21 protein-coding genes are annotated in these 23,290 nt (G+C 63.0%); 16 read left to right on the forward strand and 5 right to left on the reverse strand.

Features of this window, described 5'->3' with window-relative positions:
* Positions 1–12: 12 nt before the first annotated feature.
* From AB4Y77_RS12770 to tgt, 4 genes are all read left to right on the forward strand, one after another.
* Positions 13–552, forward strand: a complete 540-nt coding sequence (locus AB4Y77_RS12770; RefSeq protein ID WP_026541888.1) for an NUDIX hydrolase family protein — start codon at positions 13–15, stop codon at positions 550–552.
* Positions 553–625: 73 nt separating this feature from the next.
* Complete coding sequence (locus AB4Y77_RS12775) at positions 626–1,651, forward strand: DUF6707 family protein (protein WP_442014210.1); 1,026 nt, start codon at positions 626–628, stop codon at positions 1,649–1,651.
* Between the two features lie 72 nt (positions 1,652–1,723).
* On the forward strand, positions 1,724–2,434 hold the full coding sequence (locus tag AB4Y77_RS12780; protein ID WP_311214118.1) for an SRPBCC family protein: 711 nt from the start codon (positions 1,724–1,726) through the stop codon (positions 2,432–2,434).
* 47 nt (positions 2,435–2,481) lie between these two features.
* Positions 2,482–3,807 carry a tRNA guanosine(34) transglycosylase Tgt gene (tgt, locus tag AB4Y77_RS12785; protein WP_442014211.1) on the forward strand — a complete coding sequence of 442 codons (1,326 nt, stop codon included), beginning with the start codon at positions 2,482–2,484 and terminating at the stop codon, positions 3,805–3,807.
* 90 nt (positions 3,808–3,897) lie between these two features.
* On the opposite strand, the gene AB4Y77_RS12790 is transcribed toward tgt, so the two are convergent.
* A complete protein-coding gene (locus tag AB4Y77_RS12790; protein ID WP_442014212.1) occupies positions 3,898–4,608 on the reverse strand; it encodes a queuosine precursor transporter in 711 nt (236 codons plus the stop codon).
* 308 nt (positions 4,609–4,916) lie between these two features.
* Here AB4Y77_RS12790 and AB4Y77_RS12795 point away from each other — a divergent pair, with 308 nt between their 5' ends.
* The 9 genes from AB4Y77_RS12795 (at position 4,917) to AB4Y77_RS12835 (ending at position 13,513) form a co-directional block, all read left to right on the forward strand.
* Positions 4,917–5,579 (forward strand): TetR/AcrR family transcriptional regulator, encoded by a 663-nt coding sequence (locus AB4Y77_RS12795; protein ID WP_442014213.1) that lies wholly within the window; start codon positions 4,917–4,919, stop codon positions 5,577–5,579.
* Positions 5,576–6,490 carry a TIGR01777 family oxidoreductase gene (locus tag AB4Y77_RS12800; RefSeq protein ID WP_442014214.1) on the forward strand — a complete coding sequence of 305 codons (915 nt, stop codon included), beginning with the start codon at positions 5,576–5,578 and terminating at the stop codon, positions 6,488–6,490. Before AB4Y77_RS12795 ends, AB4Y77_RS12800 begins: the two co-directional genes overlap by 4 nt.
* 108 nt (positions 6,491–6,598) lie before the next feature.
* Positions 6,599–7,051, forward strand: a complete 453-nt coding sequence (locus AB4Y77_RS12805) for a hypothetical protein (protein WP_442014215.1) — start codon at positions 6,599–6,601, stop codon at positions 7,049–7,051.
* A 45-nt stretch (positions 7,052–7,096) separates the two neighbouring features.
* Positions 7,097–7,552, forward strand: coding sequence for a hypothetical protein (locus AB4Y77_RS12810; protein WP_311214112.1), 456 nt, complete (start codon positions 7,097–7,099; stop codon positions 7,550–7,552).
* Between the two features lie 481 nt (positions 7,553–8,033).
* The gene (locus AB4Y77_RS12815; protein ID WP_311214111.1) at positions 8,034–9,431 is read left to right on the forward strand and encodes an MFS transporter; all 1,398 of its coding nucleotides are present in this window, start codon (positions 8,034–8,036) and stop codon (positions 9,429–9,431) included.
* Positions 9,432–9,549: 118 nt separating this feature from the next.
* A complete protein-coding gene (locus AB4Y77_RS12820) occupies positions 9,550–10,212 on the forward strand; it encodes a response regulator transcription factor (RefSeq protein WP_311214110.1) in 663 nt (220 codons plus the stop codon).
* Positions 10,209–11,624, forward strand: a complete 1,416-nt coding sequence (locus AB4Y77_RS12825; RefSeq protein ID WP_442014216.1) for a sensor histidine kinase — start codon at positions 10,209–10,211, stop codon at positions 11,622–11,624. The genes AB4Y77_RS12820 and AB4Y77_RS12825 overlap by 4 nt, the downstream gene beginning before the upstream one ends.
* Entirely contained in the window at positions 11,617–12,624 is a 1,008-nt protein-coding gene (locus AB4Y77_RS12830) for a TAXI family TRAP transporter solute-binding subunit (protein WP_442014217.1), read from the forward strand. The genes AB4Y77_RS12825 and AB4Y77_RS12830 overlap by 8 nt, the downstream gene beginning before the upstream one ends.
* A 52-nt stretch (positions 12,625–12,676) precedes the next feature.
* Positions 12,677–13,513 (forward strand): hydroxymethylpyrimidine/phosphomethylpyrimidine kinase, encoded by an 837-nt coding sequence (locus tag AB4Y77_RS12835; RefSeq protein ID WP_442014218.1) that lies wholly within the window; start codon positions 12,677–12,679, stop codon positions 13,511–13,513.
* A gap of 68 nt (positions 13,514–13,581) precedes the next feature.
* Here AB4Y77_RS12835 and AB4Y77_RS12840 read toward each other — a convergent pair whose 3' ends face one another.
* Positions 13,582–14,514, reverse strand: coding sequence for a cytochrome b/b6 domain-containing protein (locus AB4Y77_RS12840; protein WP_442014219.1), 933 nt, complete (start codon positions 14,512–14,514; stop codon positions 13,582–13,584).
* Positions 14,515–14,816: 302 nt separating this feature from the next.
* On the opposite strand from AB4Y77_RS12840, the gene AB4Y77_RS12845 reads away from it, so the two are divergent.
* Entirely contained in the window at positions 14,817–15,431 is a 615-nt protein-coding gene (locus AB4Y77_RS12845) for a TetR/AcrR family transcriptional regulator (RefSeq protein ID WP_442014220.1), read from the forward strand.
* Here AB4Y77_RS12845 and AB4Y77_RS12850 read toward each other — a convergent pair.
* Positions 15,428–16,732, reverse strand: a complete 1,305-nt coding sequence (locus AB4Y77_RS12850; protein WP_442014221.1) for a serpin family protein — start codon at positions 16,730–16,732, stop codon at positions 15,428–15,430. The two genes, AB4Y77_RS12845 and AB4Y77_RS12850, sit on opposite strands and share 4 nt — an antisense overlap.
* 145 nt (positions 16,733–16,877) lie before the next feature.
* Positions 16,878–18,365: a helix-turn-helix domain-containing protein gene (locus AB4Y77_RS12855; protein WP_311214102.1), complete on the reverse strand. Its 1,488-nt coding sequence runs from the start codon at positions 18,363–18,365 to the stop codon at positions 16,878–16,880.
* Positions 18,366–18,536: 171 nt separating this feature from the next.
* Here AB4Y77_RS12855 and aceA point away from each other — a divergent pair, with 171 nt between their 5' ends.
* Together aceA and aceB are read left to right on the forward strand one after the other, a co-directional pair.
* Complete coding sequence (gene aceA / locus AB4Y77_RS12860; protein WP_105692772.1) at positions 18,537–19,853, forward strand: isocitrate lyase; 1,317 nt, start codon at positions 18,537–18,539, stop codon at positions 19,851–19,853.
* A gap of 245 nt (positions 19,854–20,098) precedes the next feature.
* The gene (gene aceB, locus AB4Y77_RS12865; protein ID WP_442014222.1) at positions 20,099–21,751 is read left to right on the forward strand and encodes a malate synthase A; all 1,653 of its coding nucleotides are present in this window, start codon (positions 20,099–20,101) and stop codon (positions 21,749–21,751) included.
* Positions 21,752–22,031: 280 nt separating this feature from the next.
* Here aceB and AB4Y77_RS12870 read toward each other — a convergent pair whose 3' ends face one another.
* Positions 22,032–23,225, reverse strand: a complete 1,194-nt coding sequence (locus tag AB4Y77_RS12870) for an MFS transporter (RefSeq protein WP_442014223.1) — start codon at positions 23,223–23,225, stop codon at positions 22,032–22,034.
* Positions 23,226–23,290: the final 65 nt, after the last annotated feature.

A 23,290-nucleotide genomic window follows, 5' to 3' on the forward strand; every position in this document is an offset into this window, starting at 1 on the left:
TAGAACTTAACCATGAGCGTACGTACACCCGACCCGTATCCAGGCTGGCTTTCAGATGAAGACCTCTTCGAAGCCCGCGGCCGACTCCCCATGGTCTACGTGGAGGCCGTTCCGGTCAGGCTGGATCCGCTCGGGTACGTGAACGAAGTTGGCACGCTTCTGCAGGGCGACGCCGACGGCAACATGGTCCGCTACCTCGTCTCCGGCCGCGTCCTCTACCGAGAGACCATCCGCGCAGCACTCCTGCGTCACATGGAGAAGGACCTCGGTCCCTTGGCCTTCCCGCAGCTCCCCATCAGCCCTGTCCCCTTCACCGTGGCCGAATATTTCCCGGCACCCTCTCAGACCGGCTTTACGGATGACCGCCAGCACGCCGTTTCCCTGGCCTACATCATCCCCGTGACCGGCGAATGCGAACCCCGGCAGGACGCGCTGGAATTGACGTGGATGACGCCGCAGGAGGTACTGGGCGAGAACGTCCAGCAGGAATTCGACGGCGGACGCGGGAACCTCGTGCGCCAGGCGCTGGCTTTTTCGGGCATCGTTCTCTAGCGGGTCCCCGCACCTGCACCAGCCGCCCTTTGTAGACTGGACGGCGGACCCCAAGAGAACCAAAGGACTTCCGATGACTCACAGCCCAGCCACACAGCAGTACAGAGAGAAGCAGGCTGGGGACCTGCGGCCCGGAGATTTTGTCTATCCACCCGGCGACGGGCCTGCCGCCGAAATTGCCGGCATCGAGGTGCTGAACGATGATTACGGCGTGGCCGCGTTGCTGCTGGTGACAATGGTCGACGGCGGCTCGGTGCGGATCGCTGTCGGGTCCAGTGTCCCTGTGGGTGACGCGGCTGGTGCCGGCGTGGGAGCGGACAGCGCTGACGGCCCCACCGACCCAACGGACCCGGGCACGCCCGACGCGAGCACCTCCGACTCGAGCACCTCCGCAGAAGGAGACCCCGACGCCTCCACTGGACCCGCCGTCGTCGTGCCTCCCCGCCCGGAAACGCCGCCCACATACACCGGCCCCAGCGCCGAAGAGTTGGCCCTGATTCCTGAGCCGGATGGCACCCCGGAGGCCGTGGTGAGCGCCGCCGCTGCCAACCATAAGGGCAAGAACGGCGTCCAGGTCCTCGCGGATCGTCTGGCCAAGGGCATCAACACCAAGTCGGGCAGCTGCCTCCGGGATCTCAGCAACCTGGCGTTCGACCTCTGCATTGTGCTGCGGGATCCGGACCATGCTCTGGCCGTTGCGGACCTGCTGAACGTGCTGCCATTTGACGGCAACCTGGACCGCTGGGCGTCCATTGAGCGGGCGCTGGCACTGTCCAGTTTCATCTGCCGCGAAGCCGGACAAAGTGAACGTGCTGCGGTTTACGAGAAATTGCTGCGTGCGCCCGAGTCCCAGGAAGAAGACCCGTTCAAGGCCAGGATCAATGCCCGCGTCCGCCAGCGCTCGCTCAACGAACCCAACCTGTACGACAAGGAAATCTTCCGCGCCATTGACAACGGCAATCACGAAGCCGAACGCGATTGGCGGTTCCTCCGGCTTGAAGCGCTGATGTTCCTGCGCGCCCACGGCGGTTCCAAGACCATCGGCGAGGACGAGTTGGCCCGGCGGATCAGCAACGAACTGGAATCTGTGCGGGCCTAGTTTTCGGGACCTGCCGATTCGGGGTATTTCAAGCCCTGTTATGTGGGCGCGAACGGCGGTAGATTCGGGGCCATGACGAACAATCTGAGCGTTGTGGTTAATGCCGACGCGCAGCAGGTTTGGACGATGCTGCGTGAACCGTCGCTGGTGGCTCAATGGCACGGCTGGGAGGCCGATGATCTCACCGACGAAATCAAACAGATCTATTTTAACACCGACGTTATTGAGGGGCCCGATCACACGAGCCTGACCGTCAACGGCGGCGATGTCTTTGAGCTCCACCCCGTTTCTGGCGGAACGGAAGTGCGGGTCACCAGGGCGGCCCTCGACCACGACTCCGAGTGGGCTGAATGGGACGAGGACATCACCCAGGGCTGGCTCACCTTCCTGCATCAACTGCGCTTCGCCTTGGAACGGCACCCGCATGGGCACCGGCGGACGCACTTCATTTCGCTTCCGGGCAAGGGCGGACCGGCGATTGAAAAGCTGGGGCTCGGGGATTTGCCGCCCGTTGGGGAGGAGTACTCGCTCACGCTTTCCACAGGCGAGAAGATCTCCGGAAAGGTCTGGTTCAAGAGCCGGCACCAGGTAGGACTCACCGTGCACAGCTACGCCGAGCACGGGGACGGGCTGCTGATTGTGGCTGAGCAGCTGCCGATTCCCGAAAAAAGGCCCGACGGCGGCTCTATGGTGATTGCCTCCACCTACGATTTGGGGGCCCACACCTTGGCAGACATCCGATCGTCGTGGGACAACTGGAAGGCTGAGAGCTACGGGTCGTAGGGGTTTTTCGGCGGGTTACTCACCGTAAAGCTGGCACACTTGGTAGCGTGCCAGCTTCCTCATCAGCCCCTGTATCTTCCCCTGCTCCCGCCCTGCCTGACGTGCCAGGATTGTTCTCGCGGCAATCCGAGTTCTCCTTTTCGGTGGGCAAGCGCCTGACTGAAACGTGCCCGCCGTCGGACGCTCAAGTAGAGGCCAACGGCGGCGCTTTCCTGGGCCGGACCGGAACCATCACCACGCCGCATGGGACCATCCAGACGCCCGCGTTCATCGCCGTCGGGACCAAAGCAACGGTAAAGGCAGTCCTGCCGGAGTCCATCTCCGAACTCGGCGCGCAGGCTGTGCTGGCCAACGCATACCACCTGTATCTGCAGCCGGGGCCCGAAATTCTGGACGCTGCCGGTGGGCTGGGCGCGTTCATGAATTGGTCCGGGCCTACTTTTACTGACTCCGGGGGATTCCAGGTGATGAGCCTGGGCTCGGGGTTCAAGAAGGTCATCGACATGAAGAACGTGGACAGCTCCGGCCCGGATGACGCTGTGGCCCCGGGCAAGGAACGGCTGGCGCACATTGATGACGACGGAGTTTGGTTCAAATCGCACCTGAACGGGGACCGGCACCGTTTCTCCCCCGAGATCTCCATGCAGGTCCAGCACCAGATCGGTGCGGACATCATGTTCGCCTTCGATGAGCTCACCACGCTGCAGAACTCCCGGGCCTACCAGGAGGAGTCGCTGGAACGGACGCGGCTGTGGGCGCTGCGTTGCTTGGAGGAACACGCGTCGTTGACTTCTTCGCGCGAGGGCAAGCCGTACCAGGCATTGTTCGGCGTGATCCAGGGTGCGCAATATGAGGACCTGCGCCGGAAGGCCTGCCAGGACCTGGGCGCCATGCCGTTTGACGGGTACGGGATCGGCGGTGCGTTGGAGAAGGAAAACCTGGGCACCATCGTGCGCTGGTGCAATGAAGAGCTGCCCGAAAACAAGCCGCGGCACCTCCTGGGGATCTCAGAGCCGGACGACATCTTCACGGCCATCGAGAACGGCGCCGACACCTTTGACTGTGTCTCGCCCACCCGGGTTGCCCGAAACTCGGCGTTCTACACACCGTTTGGCCGGTTCAACCTGTCCGGGGCTCGCTACAAGACGGACTTCGGGCCGTTGCAGGATGGCTGCGACTGCTACACGTGCGTGAACTACTCACGGGCCTACATCCACCACCTGTTCAAGGCCAAGGAAATGCTCTCGGCGACGCTGATTTCCATCCACAACGAGCGCTTCGTGGTGAAGATGGTGGACGATGCCCGGTTGGCCATCGAATCCGGGGACTTCTTCGAGTTCAAGGCGGAGACGTTGGGCCGGTACTACTCCTGACGGCTCGGCCGTTTCGATGGTTCGCTGCGCATTCGATGGTAGGAACCGTCTAATGCGCAGCGAGCCATCGAGATGGGCTCCCGTTGCAGACTAGGCTGCCGCTACCCCGTAGCTCGGCTCGCGCTTCTTGATCCAGCCGACCACCAGTACGGTGACGGGTACGAAAAGGAACTCCACGGCCGTCTTGTAGACGAAGCCGGCCAGGGCGTAGTTCAGGAATGAGCCGAAGTCCGTGATGCCGATGACCGACGCCGCGATGCTGCAGAAGATCAGGGTGTCCACCAGTTCGCCCACCACGGAGGAGCCCATCAGTCGTGCCCACAGGCTTTTTTCGCCGGTGCGGGCCTTCATCCTCACGAGGATCCAGGAGTTGATGGTCTGTCCGGCAAGGAACGCAAGCAGCGAGGCGAGAACGATCTGCGGCACTGGTCCAAGCGCGCCTTCGATGGCGGCCTGCTTGCTTGTGCCGTACTCGTCGCTGAAGCCGGGAAGCACAATGATGATCCAGTAGCAGAGGGATGCAAACACCGAGAGCGCGAACGAGGTAATGATCGCTTTGCGTGCAACTTTGAAGCCGTAGACCTCGCTCATCACGTCGCCCAGGATGTAGGCGATCGGGAACAGGAAGAACCCGCCGTCAGTGATGATCGGTCCGAGCACTACGCCCTTGGACGCGCCGATATTGGACAAGATCAACACCACGGCCATGATGGCCAGCATGATGCCGAAATACGGGGAGCCGATCGACGCGAAGCGCGGCGCGGGCTTGCTCAAAGTACTGGAGCCTGAGGGCGAGGGCATGGGTCATCCATTTCGTAGTGGTTCGCGCAGGCTCCTTTGTTGTGGTGCCCCGCTGTATTAGCACTGTGGTTGGTGGGGCATCCGGCCCGGCACCGATTCCATTCTCCCACCCCTTCACCCCAACGCTCACTCACATCCCACGCCCTTCCGAGCAGCCCTCTCTCACCTCCCACGTGCTTGAACCAAACGCTCGATCACATCCCGCGGGCTTAAACCAAACCCTCTCTCACCCCCACTTTTGAACACGTTCAGAAATGTGCCATACTCGTTCTTGAACACGTTCAAAACTTCGCTTGAGGAGCGGCACCATGGCACAAAAGAGTGAGCAGACCCGCCAATTGGTGGCCGATGTGGCGCTGAAGATGTTCCGCGAAATCGGCTTCGAGAAGACCACCATGCGAGCCATTGCCCAGGAAGCGGGGGTCTCCGTCGGGAACGCCTACTACTACTTCGCATCCAAGGACGAGCTGGTCCAGGAGCTGTACATCCAGGTGCAGGACGAACACGCCGTGGTGGCGGCGCAGGCGCTCGAAAACGTCCAGGATCTCGCAGGGCGCCTGAAAGCAGTGCTGCACACCGGAATCGACGTCATGGCGCCGTACCACCAGTTCGGTTCCGATTTCATTGCCACGGCGATCCGGCCGTCGTCGCCCGTCAACCCGTTCGGCGAAGCGTCCACCGCCGCCCGCGAGGCGTCGCTCGCGATCTTCCGGTCCGCCGTCGAAGGTTCCTCCCCCGCCGTCGCGAAGAAGCTGCGCGGAGATCTGCCAGAGCTGCTGTGGCTGGCGTACATGGGCGTCGCGCTGTTCTGGGTTTACGACCGATCCGAGGGACAACGGCGTACGCGGAAACTGATCAACGGCGCGGCCCCGCTGGTGGCGCGCGGCCTGTCACTGGCCAAGATTCCGGGTGCCAGCAAGGTGTTCGACGACGTCCTGGGACTCGTGCGCACCGTCAAGGAAGATTCGTGATGCGGCGGACAATGGTGATCGCCGGCGCTACCGGCTTCATCGGCAGTTACTTCCGGCGTCGGTTTCTTGAAGAAGGTTGGCAGGTCAAGACGGTTGGGCGGGACGCTTCGGCTGACGCGCGTTGGGACGACGACGGCGCCGTCACCAAAGTGCTGGACGGCGCCGAACTGCTGATAAACCTCGCCGGACGGTCTGTGAATTGCCGCTACGACGAGAAGCACCGGCGCGAGATCATGGACTCCCGGGTCTTGACCACGCGGACGCTGGCTCAAGCTGTTGCTGCGTGCGCCGAACCGCCCCGGACGTGGATCAACTCGAGTACTGGAACCATCTACAGGCACGCGGAAGATCACCCACAATCAGAGGTTTCGGGCGAACTTGGCAGCGGGTTCTCCGTGGATGTGGCCCGCGCTTGGGAGGACGAGTTAACGGCGGCTGCTGTTCCGGTTACGCGGAAGGTGCCGCTGCGCATTGCGATCGTGTTGGGGGCCGGTGGCGTCATGAGCCCCCTCCGGAACCTGGCCAGGCTTGGCTTAGGTGGTCACATGGGCCCGGGCACCCAGAAGTTCAGCTGGATCCATGTCGAGGACTTGTTCCGTGCGGTGGTGTTTATCCACGCGGATGCCGGAGTGACGGGTCCCGTGAACGCAGCGTCGCCCTACCCCGTGGACAACCGCGAACTGATGTCGCTGGTTCGGCAGAGCCTGGGTGTCCCTTTTGGCATCCCGACGCCAGCATGGCTGCTGGAGGCCGGCGCAGTCCTGATCCGGACACAGACGGAGCTGGTGCTGAAGAGCCGCTGGGTAGAGCCCCGGAAGTTGATCGACGCAGGTTTCTCTTTCCAATACCCCGCGCTGGCCGTCGCGCTCAACCAGATCGCGGGGACGCACCCCAAACCGTCTCTCACATAACCGCCCTTTCAACCGAACCCTCTCTCACATAACCGCACTTTCAAGCGAACCTTCTCTCACATAACCGCACTTTAAAGCGAACCGTCTCTCACATCCCCGGAGGTATTCATGAGTCAGGAACCCTGGTCAACCAATGAGGACTACGCGTTGGCCGCTAGGAGCCCGTCCACCGGTTGGCTTTACGGGCCGAAGGACAGAGTGGTGCTGGGCGGCAAAGGACTCGCAGTTGGAATCGCCGTTTCGCACCTGACGTTCAGTATTTTGCTATCCATCCAGGGTCCGGAATGGGCCGTGATCTTCTTCATGTACAGCCTGCTCCCGTCATGGGCCATCGGTGCCGGTGTGGGATCACTTCTCGGCTTGGCCCTGCGTCGCATGAGGCAGCAATGGGTTCACGTGGCCGCATTTTTTGCCACCGGTTTGCTCATGTGCGCACCGTTTGGGGGACTCTCCTCGACGGGTCCACTGATGTTCTCGTTGTCCATAGCCGTCGCAGCCGGCGTTGGTCGCTTGGCCATCTGGAAACTGGTACGAATCAACGACAATCCCTCTCGCACATAATGGACCCTTAGGCCGGACGCTCGCTCACTGTCCAGGAGGATAACCATGAGCCAGGACCCGTGGACTGACGAGGATGAGTACTCTTTGGCGACGCGGAGCCCGTCCGGAGAATGGCCATACGGGTCCAAGGACCGGGTGGTGCTTGGCGGCAAGGGACTGGCTATGGGGATCGCCGTAGCCCACCTGACGTTCTGCGCCTCCTGGGGTATTCAAGCACCAGGATGGGCCATCATCTTCTTCGGTTACAGCCTGCTCCCGGTCTGGGCCATTGGTGCCGCAGTGGGGTCACTTCTCGGGTTGGCCTTGCGTCGAGTCCGGAATCAGTGGCTTCACGTTGCCGCGTTTTTCGCCGGCGGTTTGCTCCTGTGTGCGCCATTTGACGGACTTTCGGCGACGGGTCCGCTACTTTTCTCGTCGACGATTGCCTTGGCCGTCGGTATTGGCCGACTCGCCGCGTGGAAGCTCGCGCGTCTCAACGATGCAGGCCCGCTCACCACGTAATTCGCCTACGACTCATCGAAAACTGGGGTCAAGGCCCGGCCCAACGCACCCAAACCCGAGGGACCTGAGAGAGCAACGCACCCAAACCCGAGGGACCTGAGAGAGCAACGCACCCAAACCCGAGGGACCTGAGAGAGCAACTCACCCAAACCCGAGGGAGGTGAGAGAGGGTCCGCCAAAACACAACGGGAGGTGAGAGAACGTCTGAAGTGAGCCGCCGCCGTCGAGCCTTGCCGTTCAAGAATCCTGGGCCGCGCCTGACGCACGCCGAAACCTAAGGAAGTGTTAGGAAATCCCCCGCGAGCTAGGGCTGTGCCGTGCATCACCCATAGTTTGGAACATGTCCTCTTCACCTTGGAGGACCTTTCTTAGTCGACGAAGAGCCATGCGCAAGGACGCCATGAGCACCCGCTTCATGGACAGAACGAACTCATGCAAGACACGGCCGCGGCAAAACGCTGCCGTCCAGGAAGGTTCATTGATGAGCACCCAACAAGCTGCGCCCCTGAGCGAAGCCGCCCAGACACGCAAAGCCGTGAGCAACATCCTCAAAGGCTCCGCAGGAAACCTCGTGGAGTGGTTCGACCTCTACGTTTATACGGTTTTCGCTGCCTATTTTCAGTCGCACTTCTTCAACTCTTCGGACGATCTTCAGGCCGGCCTCGAGGCGATGGCGGTCTTCTCGACGTCGTTCCTCATGCGTCCCATCGGCAGCTGGTTCTTCGGCCGCTATGCCGACCGCAAGGGCCGCAAGGCTGCGTTGACACTGAGTGTGACGCTGATGTCGGCCGGTTCGTTTGCCATTGCGATCCTGCCGACGCAGGACGTGATCGGGCTCTGGGCCCTGATCCTGCTGGTGTTCATCCGCGTCGTGCAGGGCTTCTCGGTCGGCGGTGAATACGGCACGAGCGCCACTTACATGTCCGAGGCAGCGACCGCCAAGCGCCGCGGCTTCTTCTCCAGCTTCCAGTACGTGACGCTGGTGGGCGGCCAGATGCTTGCACTCCTGGTGCTGGTGATCCTGCAGAACACCATGAGCAAGGAAGACCTGACGGCTTGGGGCTGGCGCATTCCGTTCGCTATTGGTGGCGTGGCTGCGCTGGTTGTTCTCTGGCTTCGCCGCTCCATGGAAGAGACCCTGTCGTCCGATCAGCTCCGCGCAGCCCACGTCAAGGTTGAGGGCGAGGCACAGCCCGGAACCATGAAGCTGCTGCTGACCAAGCACTGGAAGCCGCTGCTGATCTGCATCGGCATCACCCTCGGCGGCACTGTGGCGTTCTACACCTACACAAACTTCATCCTGAAGTTCATGAACGATACGTCGGGCATCGCCAAAACCGATACCTCGGTCATCAACTTCTGGGCACTGTTCATCTTCATGCTCTTGCAGCCCGTGTACGGTCTGATTTCCGACAAGATCGGCCGCAAGCCGTTGCTGATCTGGTTCGGCGTCACCGGTGTCCTATTCACTTGGCCGCTGCTGTCCACACTGGCTGGTACCAAGGATCCGTTCATGGCGTTCCTGCTGATGCTGGGCGGCTTGCTCATGGTTGGCGGCTACACCTCCATCAACGCGCTGGTGAAGGCTGAACTGTTCCCGGCATCGATCCGTGCGCTCGGTGTGGGACTCGGTTACGCGATTGCCAACTCGCTGTTCGGCGGCACGGTTCCGCTGATCGGTGCGGCGCTGCAGAAGTCGGGCCAGGTGGATATGTTCTTCACCTACGTCACAGCGGCGATCTTCATCTCGCTGCTGGTGTACATCTTCGCGCTGAAGAACAAGAAGCCCACGCACTTGGACGCGGAACAGGGCAACGCCTTCTTGGCCAAGGGCGCTGTGAAGGACGACGACGGCACGAAGGATCGCGTCAACGCCTAACCTGGCTGCCTTGTTGGGCCCGTTCTGCGCACTTTGGCTACTCCGAAGGGCGCAGAACGGGCCCCACAACGTTAAGCTCTAGTAGCGAATCAGCCCAGCAAGCCAAAGGATCCGGACAGTGCACGTGCTCATCGTCGAGGATGACGACGCCATGGCGTCGGCCTTGAGCGCTGCCGTCGCTTCGGCCGGGCACAAACACACCCGGGTATCCCGCGGCGAGGATGCGTTGCTGGCGCACAGGCAGCACGAGGTAATCCTGCTGGATCTTGGGCTCCCTGACATGGATGGCTTGGACGTCCTGCGGAAACTCCGCCAGGTCACCCAGATTCCCATCCTTATCCTCACGGCACGCGACGACGAACGCAGCGTGGTGCTGGGCCTCCGGTCCGGAGCTGACGACTATCTGGTCAAGCCCGTGAAGCTCGTGGAATTGCTCGCCAGAATCGAAGCTGTCACTCGGAGAACCAACCGCTCGGGCCAGGAAGTTCCACACAACATTGTCCTTGGTGAACTCGAGGTAGACCTCGACCGCCGGGTGGCCGCCATCGGCGAACGGCCACTGGCCCTGACAGCAACGGAGTTCGATCTTCTAAGCCTCCTGGTCAGGAACGCGGGCTCTGTGGTGACCAGGGAGCAGATCCTGGACGCTCTCTGGGGCGATGCGTTCGTGGCGCATTCCAGATCCTTGGACGTGCACCTAACAGGACTCAGGTCCAAGCTCCAGCTTCCCGGGTTCATCATCAACGTCCGGGGCGTCGGATACCGGGTAGAGCAACCGTGAAAGTCCGTGTCCTCGGCATCCTGAGCCTGCTGGTGGTGATCATTGTGGTGACGGTGTCCAGCGTGATCCTCACCTCTGCCAGCCGGGAGCTCACCCAGGAGTTGCAGATCAACCGTGTGGCCGCCCTCAACCGCTTCGCGCAATTGGCAAGTGACGCCGCGGAGGACAACAACTCAACCCAGGTTCAGCGGGAGATGGACCGCTACTCCGACCTTTATGGCGAGGGAATCCTGATCCGGCTCCAGCAGGAAACCCTCCGCTCCGGCGGCCTCAGCGAGGACCAGCCCGAAGTCAGCGACGCACTCAACCGGGCAAGCCTCAACCTGAGCGACACCACTCTGAACCCCATCCGCGCTTTCGGTACCGGCAACGACTTCATCTCCAGGTCCTTCGGCACAGCCAGCCAGGTACTCGGAGAGGTGGTCCTTGAAGTCGACCTCGACGCAGCCCGGCAGAAGCTACGGGACAGGTGGCTCGTCGTCGTACTTGCCGCGGTGGCGCTGGGCGTGCTGCTGTTGGTGGCCGCATCGCGCATCACGGGGTGGGTTTTGCGCCCGGTCCATCGGCTCAGCAAGGCAGTCCACGAGCTCGAAGCCACGGGCAAAACCAGCCAGCTTCCCGAAGCTGGCCCACCTGAGCTCCGGGAACTGAGCCGATCCTTCACGGCCATGGCGGATACGGTGACCGAGAGCATGGAGTCGCAGCGCCGGCTCATCGCCGACACGTCGCACCAGCTGCGCAACCCCGTGGGGGCGCTGCGGCTGAGGATCGACTTGCTGCAGCTCGCCTTGCGCTCCGAGCCGGAGAAGGAAGCGGCGGCCGGCGTGGTGGCGGAACTTGAGCGGGTGGAGGAAATGCTCGACGGCGTGCTGAAGCTCGCGACGGCGGAACACCGCGCCTTTGAGGGGTCTGCCCGGGCTGAACGAGCTCCGGAACACCAACGGTTGGCCGTCATCGACCCCTACCCAATTCTGCAAGGCGAGGTTGAACGGGCGACGCCGGCCGCTCACCGTGCCGGATCAGAGCTCACCTTGGAGAGCCCTGCGTCAGAAAGCCAGATCGTCTGCGACCCCGACGAACTCGCGCACATGGTGGGCGAACTCCTCGCCAACGCCATCAAGTACGCGCCGGGCGCCCGCATCACCGTGGCGACCCGGCAGACGCCAGGAGGCACCGCCGTCGAGATTTCCGACGACGGCCCCGGCCTCCCGCCCGATCAGCTCGCCGCGTCAACCACCAGATTCTGGCGGGCGCCGCAGCATAGCAAGATCCCCGGCAATGGCCTGGGTATGACAATCGTGGAACGGCTGGCGGAGGCGAACGGGGCCCGGCTGCTCCTGGAGACCCGCCAGCCACACGGGTTGACGGCCCGTCTCGAGTTCGCACGGCCGCGGGACGGTTCGCATGCCTGACTCTCCGAAGATGTCCCGGCGGAATGCCATCAAAACAGTTCTCACGCTCAGCCTGGGCGGTGCCCTGATGACATCGACAGCAGGCTGCACCCCAGGTGATCAGCCTCAGGAACTGACCGTTGCCGGCGGCGAATCGGGCGGCTTCTACCTGGAGTTCGCCACACTGCTGGCGGATTTGTTGCAGCGGGAAGGGGTCGCCGAACGGGCCGTCGCCGTGACCACCGGCGGAAGTTTGGAGAACATCCAGCAGGTCCTATCCGGGGAGGCGACGTTCGCCGTCGCGCTGGCCGACGCTGCTGCGCAGGCTGCAGCCCCCGCTCAAGCCTCAGCAACGGTCAAAGACGGCGGTCAGTTGGTGGCGCTCGGAAAGGTGTACCAAAACTACGTCCACTGCATCGTGCGGGAGGACAGCAGCATCCGGACGTTTGCGGACCTCGCCGGAAAGACTGCGGGCGTGGGTGAGGTGGGCTCGGGAACCACCCTCACTGCCGGGCGCATCATTGCTGCCGCGGGCCTGTCTCCTGAATCGGCCGGGCCGGGCCGGGCCCTGAAGCAGGCCAACCTTGGGTTGAACCAAGCCCTGGCCGCCCTGCGGGAGGGTTCCATTGATGTGATGATCCAGTCCGGAGGCGTCCCGACGACGCCCATCGCTGCGGCAGCGCAGGAAATAGGCGTGCGTCTCCTCGACATCTCAGAGTTCATCCCGGCGACCCGGGCCCAATCGGGCTTTTTCTACGACCGCGTCCTCATCCCCGCGAACAGCTACGGGAACGCACCCGCCGCCTGGACCGTGGGCGTCGCCAACTTGCTCCTGTGCCGCAGGGATCTGGCCGATCACGTTGTCCGGCAAACCGTGGAACTCCTGGTGGAACAAGCACAGGATCTGGTGCCGAAGTCCAGCACGGGCGTGCAGTTCCTCAGCCCTGAAACACTGATTAACACCGCCGGTGTGCCGTTGCATCCGGCGGCACAGGCCGCTTACCGGGCGCTGCACGGGTAGCTGGCAGAGGCCGAAATCGTTGTGTGGGCGCGCAACTGGCAAAATGGAAACCATGACTTCAGCCGTTGCCCCTGCCATTGCCCTGACCATTGCCGGCTCCGAAGCGACCGGTGGCGCCGGCGCGCAGGCCGACCTCAAGACCTTCCAGGAACTCGGAGTGTTCGGCATCGCGAACCTCACCTGCATTGTTTCCTTCAATCCGAAGGACAACTGGAACCACCGCTTTGTACCGGTGGACCAGCAAGTCATTGCAGACCAACTGGAAGCCACGACGGCGGCATATGGTGCCGCTTCCGGCGCACCGTCGGTGTTGGACACCGTAAAGATCGGCATGCTCGGAAGCCCGGCAACCATCAGCACCGTGGAGAAGGCACTGGCCGATGGCGCCTTCAAGCATGTAGTCCTGGACCCGGTCCTCATCTGCAAGGGCCAGGAGCCCGGCCACGCCCTGGACACCGACCAAGCCCTGAAGGCTCAGATCCTTCCTCTGGCTACATTCGTCACTCCAAACCACTTCGAGGCCGAGTCGTTGTCCGGGCTCACCATTACCGACGAAGAGTCGCTGACGGCCGCGGCAATCCGTATCCACGAGATCAGCGGCGCAGCAGTCCTCGCCAAGGGCGGGGTGCGGCTGGAAGGCCCTGACGCCGTCGACGTTTACTATGACGGCGAGACGCTGGAAGTCCTGCGCGCACCGAAGGTTGGCGAAGTAGCGGTGTCCGGCGCCGGTTGCTCGTTGGCCGCTGCCGTGACTGCCGAGCTCGCCAAGGGTGCCACACCGCTGGAAGCTGCCCGGACGGCGAAGGCTTTCGTCACGGCCGGCATCAAGAACCGGGTGTCCTCGGGAGCTCCGTTCGATGCCCTGTGGCAGGGCGGGGCTCTGTCCTAGCTCTCTCGATACAGACAAAACAGCCGCCCCGGAGTGTTCCGGGGCGGCTGTTTTGGCGTGCCTGCGGTTTAGCGCGAGACCTTGCCCATGAGTGAGGCGATCGGGCGCAGGAACAGGGGCCGGGCGAGGAACCAGGCGGCCGCTGTGAAGACAATGGAAGCTGCGAAGATCCCAAAGCCCCACCAGCTGTTGTTGTCGTCGTTTGAGGCGTACATGTGGTTGAGGTTCCTCAGCGCACCAGTGGCCAGCACCAGGGTCACGTGGACGATCACGAACGCGACGAAGTAGATCATCACCGGGAAGTGGATCTTGCGGGCGAGTTCAATGGGGTAGAACTTGTTGATCGCGGCCTTCTTTGGCCATGCCCCGGACATGCGAAGGCCAGTGATGATGGCCAGCGGGGCGGCGATGAAGACCGTGATGAAGTAGGTCAGGAGCTGCAGGCTGTTGTAGTTGTTCCAACCGTTCTCAACGGGCCAGTTCAGTGACGCATACTGCAGGCCGGCGGAAACAGCGTTCGGGAAGACGTCCCAACTGTTCGGAACGATCCTCAGCCACTGCCCGGTTGCGAAGAGCAACACGATGAAGATGATGCCGTTCAGGACCCACAGCGCGTCCAGCGTCAGGTGGAACCAGAGGTCCAGGCTGATCTTGGTAGGCGGGTTCTTGGTCTTGATGAAGCCCTTGTTGTTCCGCGTCCAGTTGGCCGCCGGGCGGGTGGTGGTCCGCACCTGCCAGCCGGACCGGATGATCAGGACGATGAAGAACATGTTCAGGAAGTGCTGCCAGCCAAGCCATGCCGGGAATCCGGTGGGCGTACCTTCTGGAACGGCCGAGTGTCCGGGGTAGTCAGTGAGGAACTGCTGCACGGGCTGGAGAGTCCGGAGCCATTGCGCAACGAGCACCAGGATCAGTGCCACCACCAAAGCTCCTGCGGTGACGGCGACGGGTTTGAACCACCTGTTCGACGTGATCCCGGACGACTTGCTTGAAACGGACATCAGGCCGCGTTCCTCTCTGGCTTGTTTGGCTGCGACCAGTTGGCGCTATATAGCGATTCAACCAGTTGCAGCCCGACGGTGAAAACGGCACCCGGGTTTCGAGGCGTCCGACGTCAAAAATCGCAGCATTCGGATACATGCCGCAATACATATTTCTAGAACAGACTTCCAGAATTATTTCCTGTTTTTCCGTGGCCAGTCAAGGCTTATTGCTGGCTATGTGGATTCTTTTGAGGGTAGGATTCCAAAAATAGGCGTTCCGACACTCCGATCTACGTCCTGCCTGCGAGAGGAGCCCAAGCATGGTCCGCAAGACCTCCGAAGTTTCAAGCAATGCCGGCTCCTGGCAATGGACTCGCACAGCAGCCACCCAGCGCAATCTTCTGGACGCAGCCGGCGTTGTATTCGTGGAACATGGCTTCACCGATGCGAGCATCTCGGACATCGTGGCCCGCGCGGGATCCAGCGTCGGCAGCCTCTATCACCACTTCGGGGGCAAGACCGAGCTCTTCCTTGCACTATGGGACGACTATCAAAACGAACACGAGCGCTTGGTGGCCGCGGCCGTGGCCAAAGCCCGCAGAAGCGGCGAGAACGATCCCCTGGCCCTGTTCAACGTAGGCAGCCGCAGCTACTTCGACTACACCTGGAAACACCGCGACCTTGAGCGGGTGTTCATTGAAGGCGACACTCCCCCGGGCTTCGAGGTCCTGCGACGCGAGCGCGGACGCGAGTGGGTGCGCCAGAACTCAGTGCTCCTCGGCGCCAGCGACGACACCTTGGGCCGCCTCACGGTTGCTGTCATCACGGACATCGTCACCGTGTCCGGGCAGGAAGTAGCCCTCAGCGCCACCAAGCGCGAGGCCGACGAGGTTGTGGAAGCCGCGGCGGTGCTGGTGGGCCGGTTGGTCCGCTAGCGCGGGTCAGCCACCCAGCCAGTGAACAGCGGCATGCCGGTCCCCACGTGCACGATCTCGTAGTGGAACGGGCGGTCGAGGGTCAGCTCACGTTGGGGTTCAGGTGCTGCGGCTGAGCCCACGGCGTTAAGTTGGGTGACGGCCGACGCGATGGTGCCCTTCTCTGCCACCGTAATGTTGGCGGCCTGGGCAGCCTGAGTCAGTTTCATGTCCGGCTGGATGGCGTTGAAGTCCTTGTCCGTGGCCAGCATCTGGTCGAGTCCGAGTGTTTCAAAGACCTTCCGCAGGTCGAACGTTGTCTTGTGGTCCCACTTGGGTAGCTGAAGGAAGACCATATCCACAGGGGCGCTGCTCAACCTGGCCGCCACCTCACCAAGCACCTCCGCAGAAACCGCAGCCGAACCAGACGAACCCTGCGCACCGCCGTCGGGCAGTATGAGCCGCATCATGAAGCCCTCGGCGTACGGCAGGTCCACGGCCTTCCACCCGGGGCCCTCTGCATAGGCCATCCCCAGTAGGGCGCTCATGGCCGGCACCTCGATGACCTCCCCGCCAGCCTTGGTGAACGGCGCATCCCAGGTGTCGCTCGCATCGAAGGGTTCTTGCCAGGCCGCTGCGAAATAGAGCGTGTTCAGCAGGCTGAAGGTGTTCTCTGGATCGTATCGTGCTGGTGCTTCCTTAATCCGGCCCCCGGTGTTCCTGCTGACCCAGCGATCGATGGCCGGTTTGGTGACGGCCTCGTCCCGGAACGACACCGGGTACACCCCCGTACCGAAGTGTTTGGCGAGGGTGGCGAGGAAGGCCTCGCCGGTGGGGACGCCTTTATCAATGAACAGCCCGTTGGCAGCGTGCATCACCGGTTTGCGCGGCGGGTTCTCTTCGTCGACTGAGCCGGGGTCGCCGTCGAACTTTTCCAGGGAGGCGAGCAGCGCGTTCATCGCTTCGTCGCGCTCCTCGTCGGGCAATCCCAGGGCTGAGTCCATCTCCGCGGCCGTGGCACCCGTGGCACCTGCGCGGAGCATGCTCAACGCGATCAACAGGCTTGCCGGCGACGACACGACGTTCCCGTTGGAGGAGTCGCCGCCATCGGCGAGCAAGGTGGCACCGAGCTTGCGCGCGGACGCGTTGAAAGCTTCAAGCTGCGCCGAATAGTCCGCCGTTTGGACCGAAGCCCGGGTCACGCCGTCGGCGGTTAAGAGCCCGACGTCGGCCGGTTGGGGCGCGCAGGCGCTGAGAGTCGCGGAACCGCTCACCATGGCGGCTGCCGCGATGGCCGCGGCCACCTTCCGGACTGAATTCATGGCGCATCCCCCTGCTTGGCGTTGTCCTCACATGGTGCCCCTTTTGACTTGGGAACTCACGTGAAGTGAGAGAGGGAACGCCTATTGTTGCCGGAATGTGAGAGAGCGTAGGGCTCAAGCACGAGGGACGTGAGAGAGCGTGGGGTCAGCGGTCGGAGTGAGCCGCCAGGAAGCTGTAGACCTCGGTCTCGTCCACGCCGGGGAACGCGCCGGGAGGCATGGCGGCCAGCAGGTGCGAGTGTGCCCGGGCAGAGGGCCAGGCGTTTCCGGCCCACTCGTTCGCCAGCGAGGCCGGCGGACGCTTGCAGCAGTTGGGATCCGGGCAGTTGGAGGTTGCCCGGGCCGTGGTCTCGCGGCCGCGGAACCACTTCACGTGCTGGTACGGCACTCCAATGCTCAACGAGAATTCCCCGGCAGCGGAGCGCTCAGTACGCGCGGTGCACCAGTACGTGCCGGACGGCGTGTCCGTGTACTGGCTGTACGCGCTGAACTTGTCCGGTACGTCGAAGACCGCGCGCGAGGTCCACGCCTTGCACGACGGCTGCCCTTCAATGGCCCCCGTGTGGTCCTGCGGGAAAGTGACGCCGTCGTTCTCGTACGCCTTGTAGATGATGCCGGACTGGTGGGTCTTCTGGAAATGCGTGGTGATGCCCAGGTGCTTGGTGGCCAGGTTGGTGAACCGATGCGCCGCGGTTTCGTAGGACACGGCGAAAGCATCCCGAATGTCCTCCACGGCGATTTCCTTGGCGGCCTTGGCCTTTTGCAGGAACTCCACCGTTGCCTGCTCCGGAAGCAATAAAGCGGCCGCAAAGTAGTTGGTGGCCACCCTCTGTGCCAGAAAATCCCCGTAGTTGCGCGGAGTTTCGTGTCCCAGGACGTAGTGGCCCAGCGCTTGGAGGAGGACCGACCGGGGATCGTGATCCTGGCGTTGGTTCTGCGTGAGATAAATTCTGCGGTTCTTCAGGTCCGTCACGGACCGTGTGGAGTGCGGCAAATCGCCCACGTGATGCAAGGAGAAACCGAGGTTCTCGGCAATGTCTGCAATGACGTGCTGGCTCAGCGGCCCGGCGGTGTAGCCAACCCCTTTGAGGACCTTCTGCGCCTCGGCCTCATACTCGGGGAAATAGTTACCTCGCTCGCGCATCATGGCACGCAACTCACCGTTGGCACGGCGGGCTTCTTCCGGCGTCGCGACCTGCTCATTAAGTTTGCGTTCAAGCTCCTGAAGCAGCCCCACCTGCGACTCCAGCACATCCAGCGGAAGCCGCGAACTGATGCGGATTTTCGGCAGGCTCAGGGACTCGTAGAGCGGCCCGCGCTGGTACCGTTCCAACTCGATTTCCAGCGCCGCCCGACGGCTCGGCGGCTCGGCCCCCAACAGTTGGTCGATGCTCACATTCAGCGAGGCGGCCAGCTGCTGCAGCAAACCCAGTTTGGGCTCCCGCTTGCCGTTTTCAATCAGGCTCAGCTGGCTTGGCGCGGTCCCGACGGCGGCACTCAAGTCGTCCAGCGTCAGTCCGGCCTGCTTGCGCAGGTGGCGCACGCGGCGGCCAAGGCTGATGACGTCCAGTTCAGGGGACGCGGGCGACAACGACGGCGATGCGACTTCACGATTCCAGCTCACAGGCGACATTTCTTGAGAATACGCGAAGAAGTGCGTTTCTTTCCATAGTTTTCCTCTAGTAACCCTCTTGGAAGTGCAGAAAAGTAGGACTTACGAAAAAGAAATACAGACCCCGGACAAGCCGGCCGATGCAGCAAAGGCGCAGCGGAGGCCGGCCCGGGCACCACATAGGAGATCAAGATGACCGCTTCATTTGAACCCGCAGAGCCGTCCGCAGAGCAGCAGGCCGCAGCGCTGGAACTTGAATGGTCCGCCAACCCGCGCTGGGAAGGCGTCACCCGTGATTACTCGGCCACCGACGTCGTCCGCCTCCGTGGTCGCGTCTCCGAAGAGCACACCCTGGCCCGCCGCGGTTCGGAGAAACTTTGGAAGCAACTCACTGAGGAAGCTCCCACCGGCGGCTACACCAACGCTTTGGGCGCTCTGACCGGCAACCAGGCAGTGCAGCAGGTCAAGGCCGGCCTCCGCGCCATCTACCTTTCCGGCTGGCAGGTGGCCGCAGACGCCAACCTCTCGGGCCAGACCTACCCGGACCAGTCCCTGTACCCTGCCAACTCGGTCCCCCAGGTTGTCCGCCGCATCAACAACGCCCTGCTCCGCGCAGACCAGATCGAATATGCCGAGGGCGTCAAGACCGTCGAGGACTGGCTGGTCCCGATCGTGGCCGACGCCGAAGCCGGCTTCGGTGGCCCGCTGAACGCCTACGAACTCATGAAATCCATGATCACCGCAGGCGCCTCGGGCGTTCACTGGGAAGACCAGCTCGCTTCCGAAAAGAAGTGCGGACACTTGGGCGGCAAGGTCCTGATCCCCACCCAGCAGCACATCCGGACCCTGAACGCAGCCCGCTTGGCAGCCGACGTCGCCGACACCCCGACAGTGGTCATCGCCCGCACCGACGCCGAAGCAGCAACCCTGATCACCTCCGACGTTGACGAGCGCGACCAGGAATTCACCACCGGCGAGCGCACTGCCGAGGGCTTCTACAAGGTCCGCAACGGCATCGAACCCTGCATCGCCCGCGCCAAGGCCTACGCACCGTACTCCGACCTCATCTGGATGGAGACCGGCACCCCGGACTTGGAACTGGCCCGCAAGTTCGCCGAATCGGTCAAGGCCGATTTCCCGGACCAGATGCTCTCCTACAACTGCTCCCCGTCCTTCAACTGGCGCAAGCACCTGGACGACACCACCATCGCGAAGTTCCAGCGCGAACTCGGCGCTATGGGCTTCACGTTCCAGTTCATCACCCTGGCCGGCTTCCACGCACTGAACTACTCGATGTTCGATCTCGCCCACGGTTACGCCCGGGAAGGCATGAGCGCCTACGTCGAGCTCCAGGAAAAGGAATTCGCCTCCGAGTCCCGCGGCTACACCGCCACCAAGCACCAGCGCGAAGTCGGCACCGGCTACTTCGACGACATCGCCACCGCGCTCAACCCGAACGCATCCACCCTCGCACTGGTCGGATCGACCGAAGAGGGCCAGTTCCACTAATCAAACGCCCAAAGGTGAGCTGTTCGCTTCGCTCACCACAGGGCACGACGGCGGCACTCACCGCCATCGGCCGGGAAGGGGAATCCGGAAGCGTGCGTAAAAGGGGCCCTGACCCGAACGCCGGCCGAGCTCTGCGAGGTCATGCGGTCGGGACGGGGAATAGCACGCGGAGGATTTCTCTTCCCGACCCACCCAACCAGGCGAGTGCCGCCGTCGAACATTTGCTTCTCATAGGAGAGATTGAAATGAACAGCTTCACTGACAACTTCACTATCAATGGCATCACTATCACCGCGCAGCCCATGTGCCGGCAGAACGAGGTTTTGACGCCGGACGCCCTTGAGTTCATTGGCAAGTTGCACAGGGCGACGGCGGATCGCCGTCAGGAGCTGATGCAGGCACGGCACGCCCGCCGTAACCAGATTTCAGGTGGCCAGGATCCGCGGTTCCTGCCGCAGACCGAGGGTATCCGGAATGATCCGACGTGGCGTGTGGCTCCCCCCGCACCGGGTTTGGAGGACCGTCGCGTTGAGATCACGGGGCCGGTGGATAAGAAGATGACCATCAACGCCCTGAACTCGGGTGCCAAGGTGTGGCTGGCTGACATGGAGGACTCGTCCACGCCGACGTGGCGCAACGTGATCCAGGGGCAGCTGAACCTGACCGACGCTTTGGAGCGGCGTATCGACTTCACGTCCCCTGAGGGCAAGGAGTACAAGCTCAAGGCTGCCGAGGACCTGCCCACCATCGTGGTCCGTCCTCGTGGCTGGCACCTGCCGGAGAAGCACCTGCTGATCGACGGCAAGCCGATCGCCGGTGGCATTGTGGACTTCGGCCTGTTCTTCTTCCACAACGCCCGCCGCCTGCTGGCCCAGGGCAAGGGCCCGTACTTCTACCTGCCGAAGATTGAGAACCACCTCGAAGCCCGGCTGTGGAACGACATCTTCGTCCTGGCCCAGGATCTGCTCGGCATCCCGCAGGGCACCATCCGGGCCACGGTGCTGATCGAAACCATCACCGCCGCGTTCGAGATGGAGGAGATCCTGTACGAACTGCGGGACCATGCGAGCGGTTTGAACGCCGGCCGGTGGGACTACATCTTCTCCCTGATCAAAAACTTCCGTACCCGCGGACCACGTTTCGTGCTCCCGGACCGCGGCCAGGTGACCATGACCCAGCCGTTCATGCGCGCCTACACCGAGCAACTGGTCCGGGCCTGCCACCGTCGCGGGGCCATGGCGATCGGTGGCATGGCCGCCGCTGTTCCCAACCGCAAGGATGAGGCCGCCAACACCGCGTCGTTCGAGAAGGTCCGTGCCGATAAGACCCGTGAAGCCAATGACGGTTTCGATGGTTCGTGGGTGGCCCACCCGGATCTGGTGCCGGTGTGCCGGGAAGTTTTTGACTCAGTTCTCGGAGACCGCCCGAACCAGTTGGACCGCTCCCGCGAGGATGTCACCCCGGATGACCGGGCGCTGATCGATATCGCCAGCACCGAGGGAACCATCACTGAGGGCGGGGTCCGCCTGAACATCGAGGTGGGGATCCGCTACATCGAGTCCTGGCTGCGGGGCAACGGGGCCGTGGCCATCCACAACCTCATGGAAGACGCCGCCACCGCCGAGATCTCCCGATCCCAGCTCTGGCAGTGGATCCACGCCCACGCCATCATCGAGAACGGCGACATCATCACCCGCGAATGGGTGGAGGACATGCTGGACGAGGAGTTCGCCCGCCTGGAACGCTTCGACGGAGACCGCTTCGCTGACGCACGCGCCATCTTCGAAGAAGTCACCCTGGCCGAAGAATTCCCCACCTTCCTGACCATCCCCGCGTACGCCCGTTTCCTCACCGAGGCCCGTGAAGAGGCCACGGAGGAGGAACTCGTCGCCGCCTAGCTTTTGCTGGCCAGCGACACACCAAGCCCCGACGCTGGGCTGCCTGCACTCTTCGCAACAAGTGACCCCGACCGTCGGGGAGGCAGCCCAGCAGCGGGGCTTACCCATGCCCACTCCACCCCATTTCGATGGCTTACTGCACGTTAGATGTCTCCTACCGTCTAATCCGCAGCTACCCGTCGAATCGGGCAGCGCACGACGGCGGCGCTCACCCCGCGGGCCCAGCTCACCTGCCCGTCTGCTCACCCCGCGGGGCCAGCTCACCTGCCCGCGGGCAAACTTACCGTTGCCGGGCCACCCAGCGCACGGACAACGTAGTGCACACACAGAACGTCAGCACCGAGCCGAGGATCACGAACAGGGGCACCGTCCAGCCCTCGGTAACACTGTGCACGAACCCGATGGCAGTGGGTGCCAACGCAGCGAAGCAGTAGCCCACCCCCTGCACCACGGCGGACATCCTGCCGGCGGCGGCCTGCGACTGGGCGAACTTGATGATGGCTATGAAGATCACCGTGATGCCGCCGCCCTGGGCCACACCGCCCAGCGAGGACCAAATCCACCACCAGGACGGCGCCAGCAACAAGCCCACTGGTACGGTCAGCCACAGCGCGCTCAAGGTGACCGCAACCGTCGTCGTACTGGCGAAGCGGGCCAGGAGCGGCACGCCCAGGCCGCCCACAATGGCGAAGATCTGGAACAGGGATGATCCTGCCCCGGCGTCGGCGGTGCCCATGGCAAGTTCGTCGGAGAGGAAGCTCGGAAGCCAGGCGGTAACCCCGTAGTAGGAGAACGCCTGGCCGGCGAAGCCGAGTGTGAGGCCCACAGTCAGCCAGCGCACACCCGCAACGCGACCCGCCGAGGAAGCAGGCGGGGCAGGAACCGCAAGGGGAACAAACGCCCGCCGAGGACCAACAGTAGGAACCCAGAACAGGATCGCGACCAAAGCCAGCAAAGCGCTCGCCGCGAGGGAAAGCCGCCACCCCACCAGCTCAGCGAGGGGCGCAGTCGCCACGGAGGTAAGGAACGAGCCCACGTTGAGCGCGGCGGTGTAAACACCCATCGCGGTTGCCTGGCGTCTGGGTGCGAAGTCACGCCGGATAATGAGCGGCACCGCGATGTTGCCGATAGTGATGGCCACACCAATGACCACCGTGCCCACCATCACCGAGGCACCGCCACCGCTGGAGCGGATGATCACCCCTGCCAGGACACCGAGCAAAGTCAGCATGACGGCGAACTCGGCCCCGAGCCGACGTCCCGCCAGCGAAGCCAAGGGTGAAGCCAGGGAGAAGCAGAGCACCGGAATGCCAGTCAGCAGTCCTAGCTCAACAGGCGAGAATCCGAGGTCCTGCTGCAGCGAATCCACCACGGGAGCCACGGCCACAAACGGGCCGCGCATGTTCAGGGCAATGAGGCCGATGCACGCCAGGATCAGCCAGCCGCGGGGAACTCTGGCGAGGATACGGTTCATCGGGCGCACGGGGAAGCGAAGAAAGTACTCATCACTTTCATTGCTATCACGCCGCCACCCGGCAA

Origin of the sequence: Paenarthrobacter sp. YAF11_1 (genome assembly GCF_052113445.1) — a bacterium.
GTDB lineage: Bacteria > Actinomycetota > Actinomycetes > Actinomycetales > Micrococcaceae > Arthrobacter.

What these genes read in the sequence shown, in the direction of transcription:
- AB4Y77_RS12770 (WP_026541888.1), top strand. Translation starts at nt 13, where the DNA reads ATGAGCGTACGTACACCCGACCCGTATCCAGGCTGGCTTTCAGATGAA.
- AB4Y77_RS12775 (WP_442014210.1), top strand. Translation starts at nt 626, where the DNA reads ATGACTCACAGCCCAGCCACACAGCAGTACAGAGAGAAGCAGGCTGGG.
- AB4Y77_RS12780 (WP_311214118.1), top strand. Translation starts at nt 1,724, where the DNA reads ATGACGAACAATCTGAGCGTTGTGGTTAATGCCGACGCGCAGCAGGTT.
- AB4Y77_RS12790 (WP_442014212.1), bottom strand. Translation starts at nt 4,608, where the DNA reads ATGCCCTCGCCCTCAGGCTCCAGTACTTTGAGCAAGCCCGCGCCGCGC.
- AB4Y77_RS12795 (WP_442014213.1), top strand. Translation starts at nt 4,917, where the DNA reads ATGGCACAAAAGAGTGAGCAGACCCGCCAATTGGTGGCCGATGTGGCG.
- AB4Y77_RS12805 (WP_442014215.1), top strand. Translation starts at nt 6,599, where the DNA reads ATGAGTCAGGAACCCTGGTCAACCAATGAGGACTACGCGTTGGCCGCT.
- AB4Y77_RS12810 (WP_311214112.1), top strand. Translation starts at nt 7,097, where the DNA reads ATGAGCCAGGACCCGTGGACTGACGAGGATGAGTACTCTTTGGCGACG.
- AB4Y77_RS12815 (WP_311214111.1), top strand. Translation starts at nt 8,034, where the DNA reads ATGAGCACCCAACAAGCTGCGCCCCTGAGCGAAGCCGCCCAGACACGC.
- AB4Y77_RS12830 (WP_442014217.1), top strand. Translation starts at nt 11,617, where the DNA reads ATGCCTGACTCTCCGAAGATGTCCCGGCGGAATGCCATCAAAACAGTT.
- AB4Y77_RS12835 (WP_442014218.1), top strand. Translation starts at nt 12,677, where the DNA reads ATGACTTCAGCCGTTGCCCCTGCCATTGCCCTGACCATTGCCGGCTCC.
- AB4Y77_RS12840 (WP_442014219.1), bottom strand. Translation starts at nt 14,514, where the DNA reads ATGTCCGTTTCAAGCAAGTCGTCCGGGATCACGTCGAACAGGTGGTTC.
- AB4Y77_RS12845 (WP_442014220.1), top strand. Translation starts at nt 14,817, where the DNA reads ATGGTCCGCAAGACCTCCGAAGTTTCAAGCAATGCCGGCTCCTGGCAA.
- AB4Y77_RS12850 (WP_442014221.1), bottom strand. Translation starts at nt 16,732, where the DNA reads ATGAATTCAGTCCGGAAGGTGGCCGCGGCCATCGCGGCAGCCGCCATG.
- AB4Y77_RS12855 (WP_311214102.1), bottom strand. Translation starts at nt 18,365, where the DNA reads ATGTCGCCTGTGAGCTGGAATCGTGAAGTCGCATCGCCGTCGTTGTCG.
- aceA (WP_105692772.1), top strand. Translation starts at nt 18,537, where the DNA reads ATGACCGCTTCATTTGAACCCGCAGAGCCGTCCGCAGAGCAGCAGGCC.
- aceB (WP_442014222.1), top strand. Translation starts at nt 20,099, where the DNA reads ATGAACAGCTTCACTGACAACTTCACTATCAATGGCATCACTATCACC.
- AB4Y77_RS12870 (WP_442014223.1), bottom strand. Translation starts at nt 23,225, where the DNA reads ATGAACCGTATCCTCGCCAGAGTTCCCCGCGGCTGGCTGATCCTGGCG.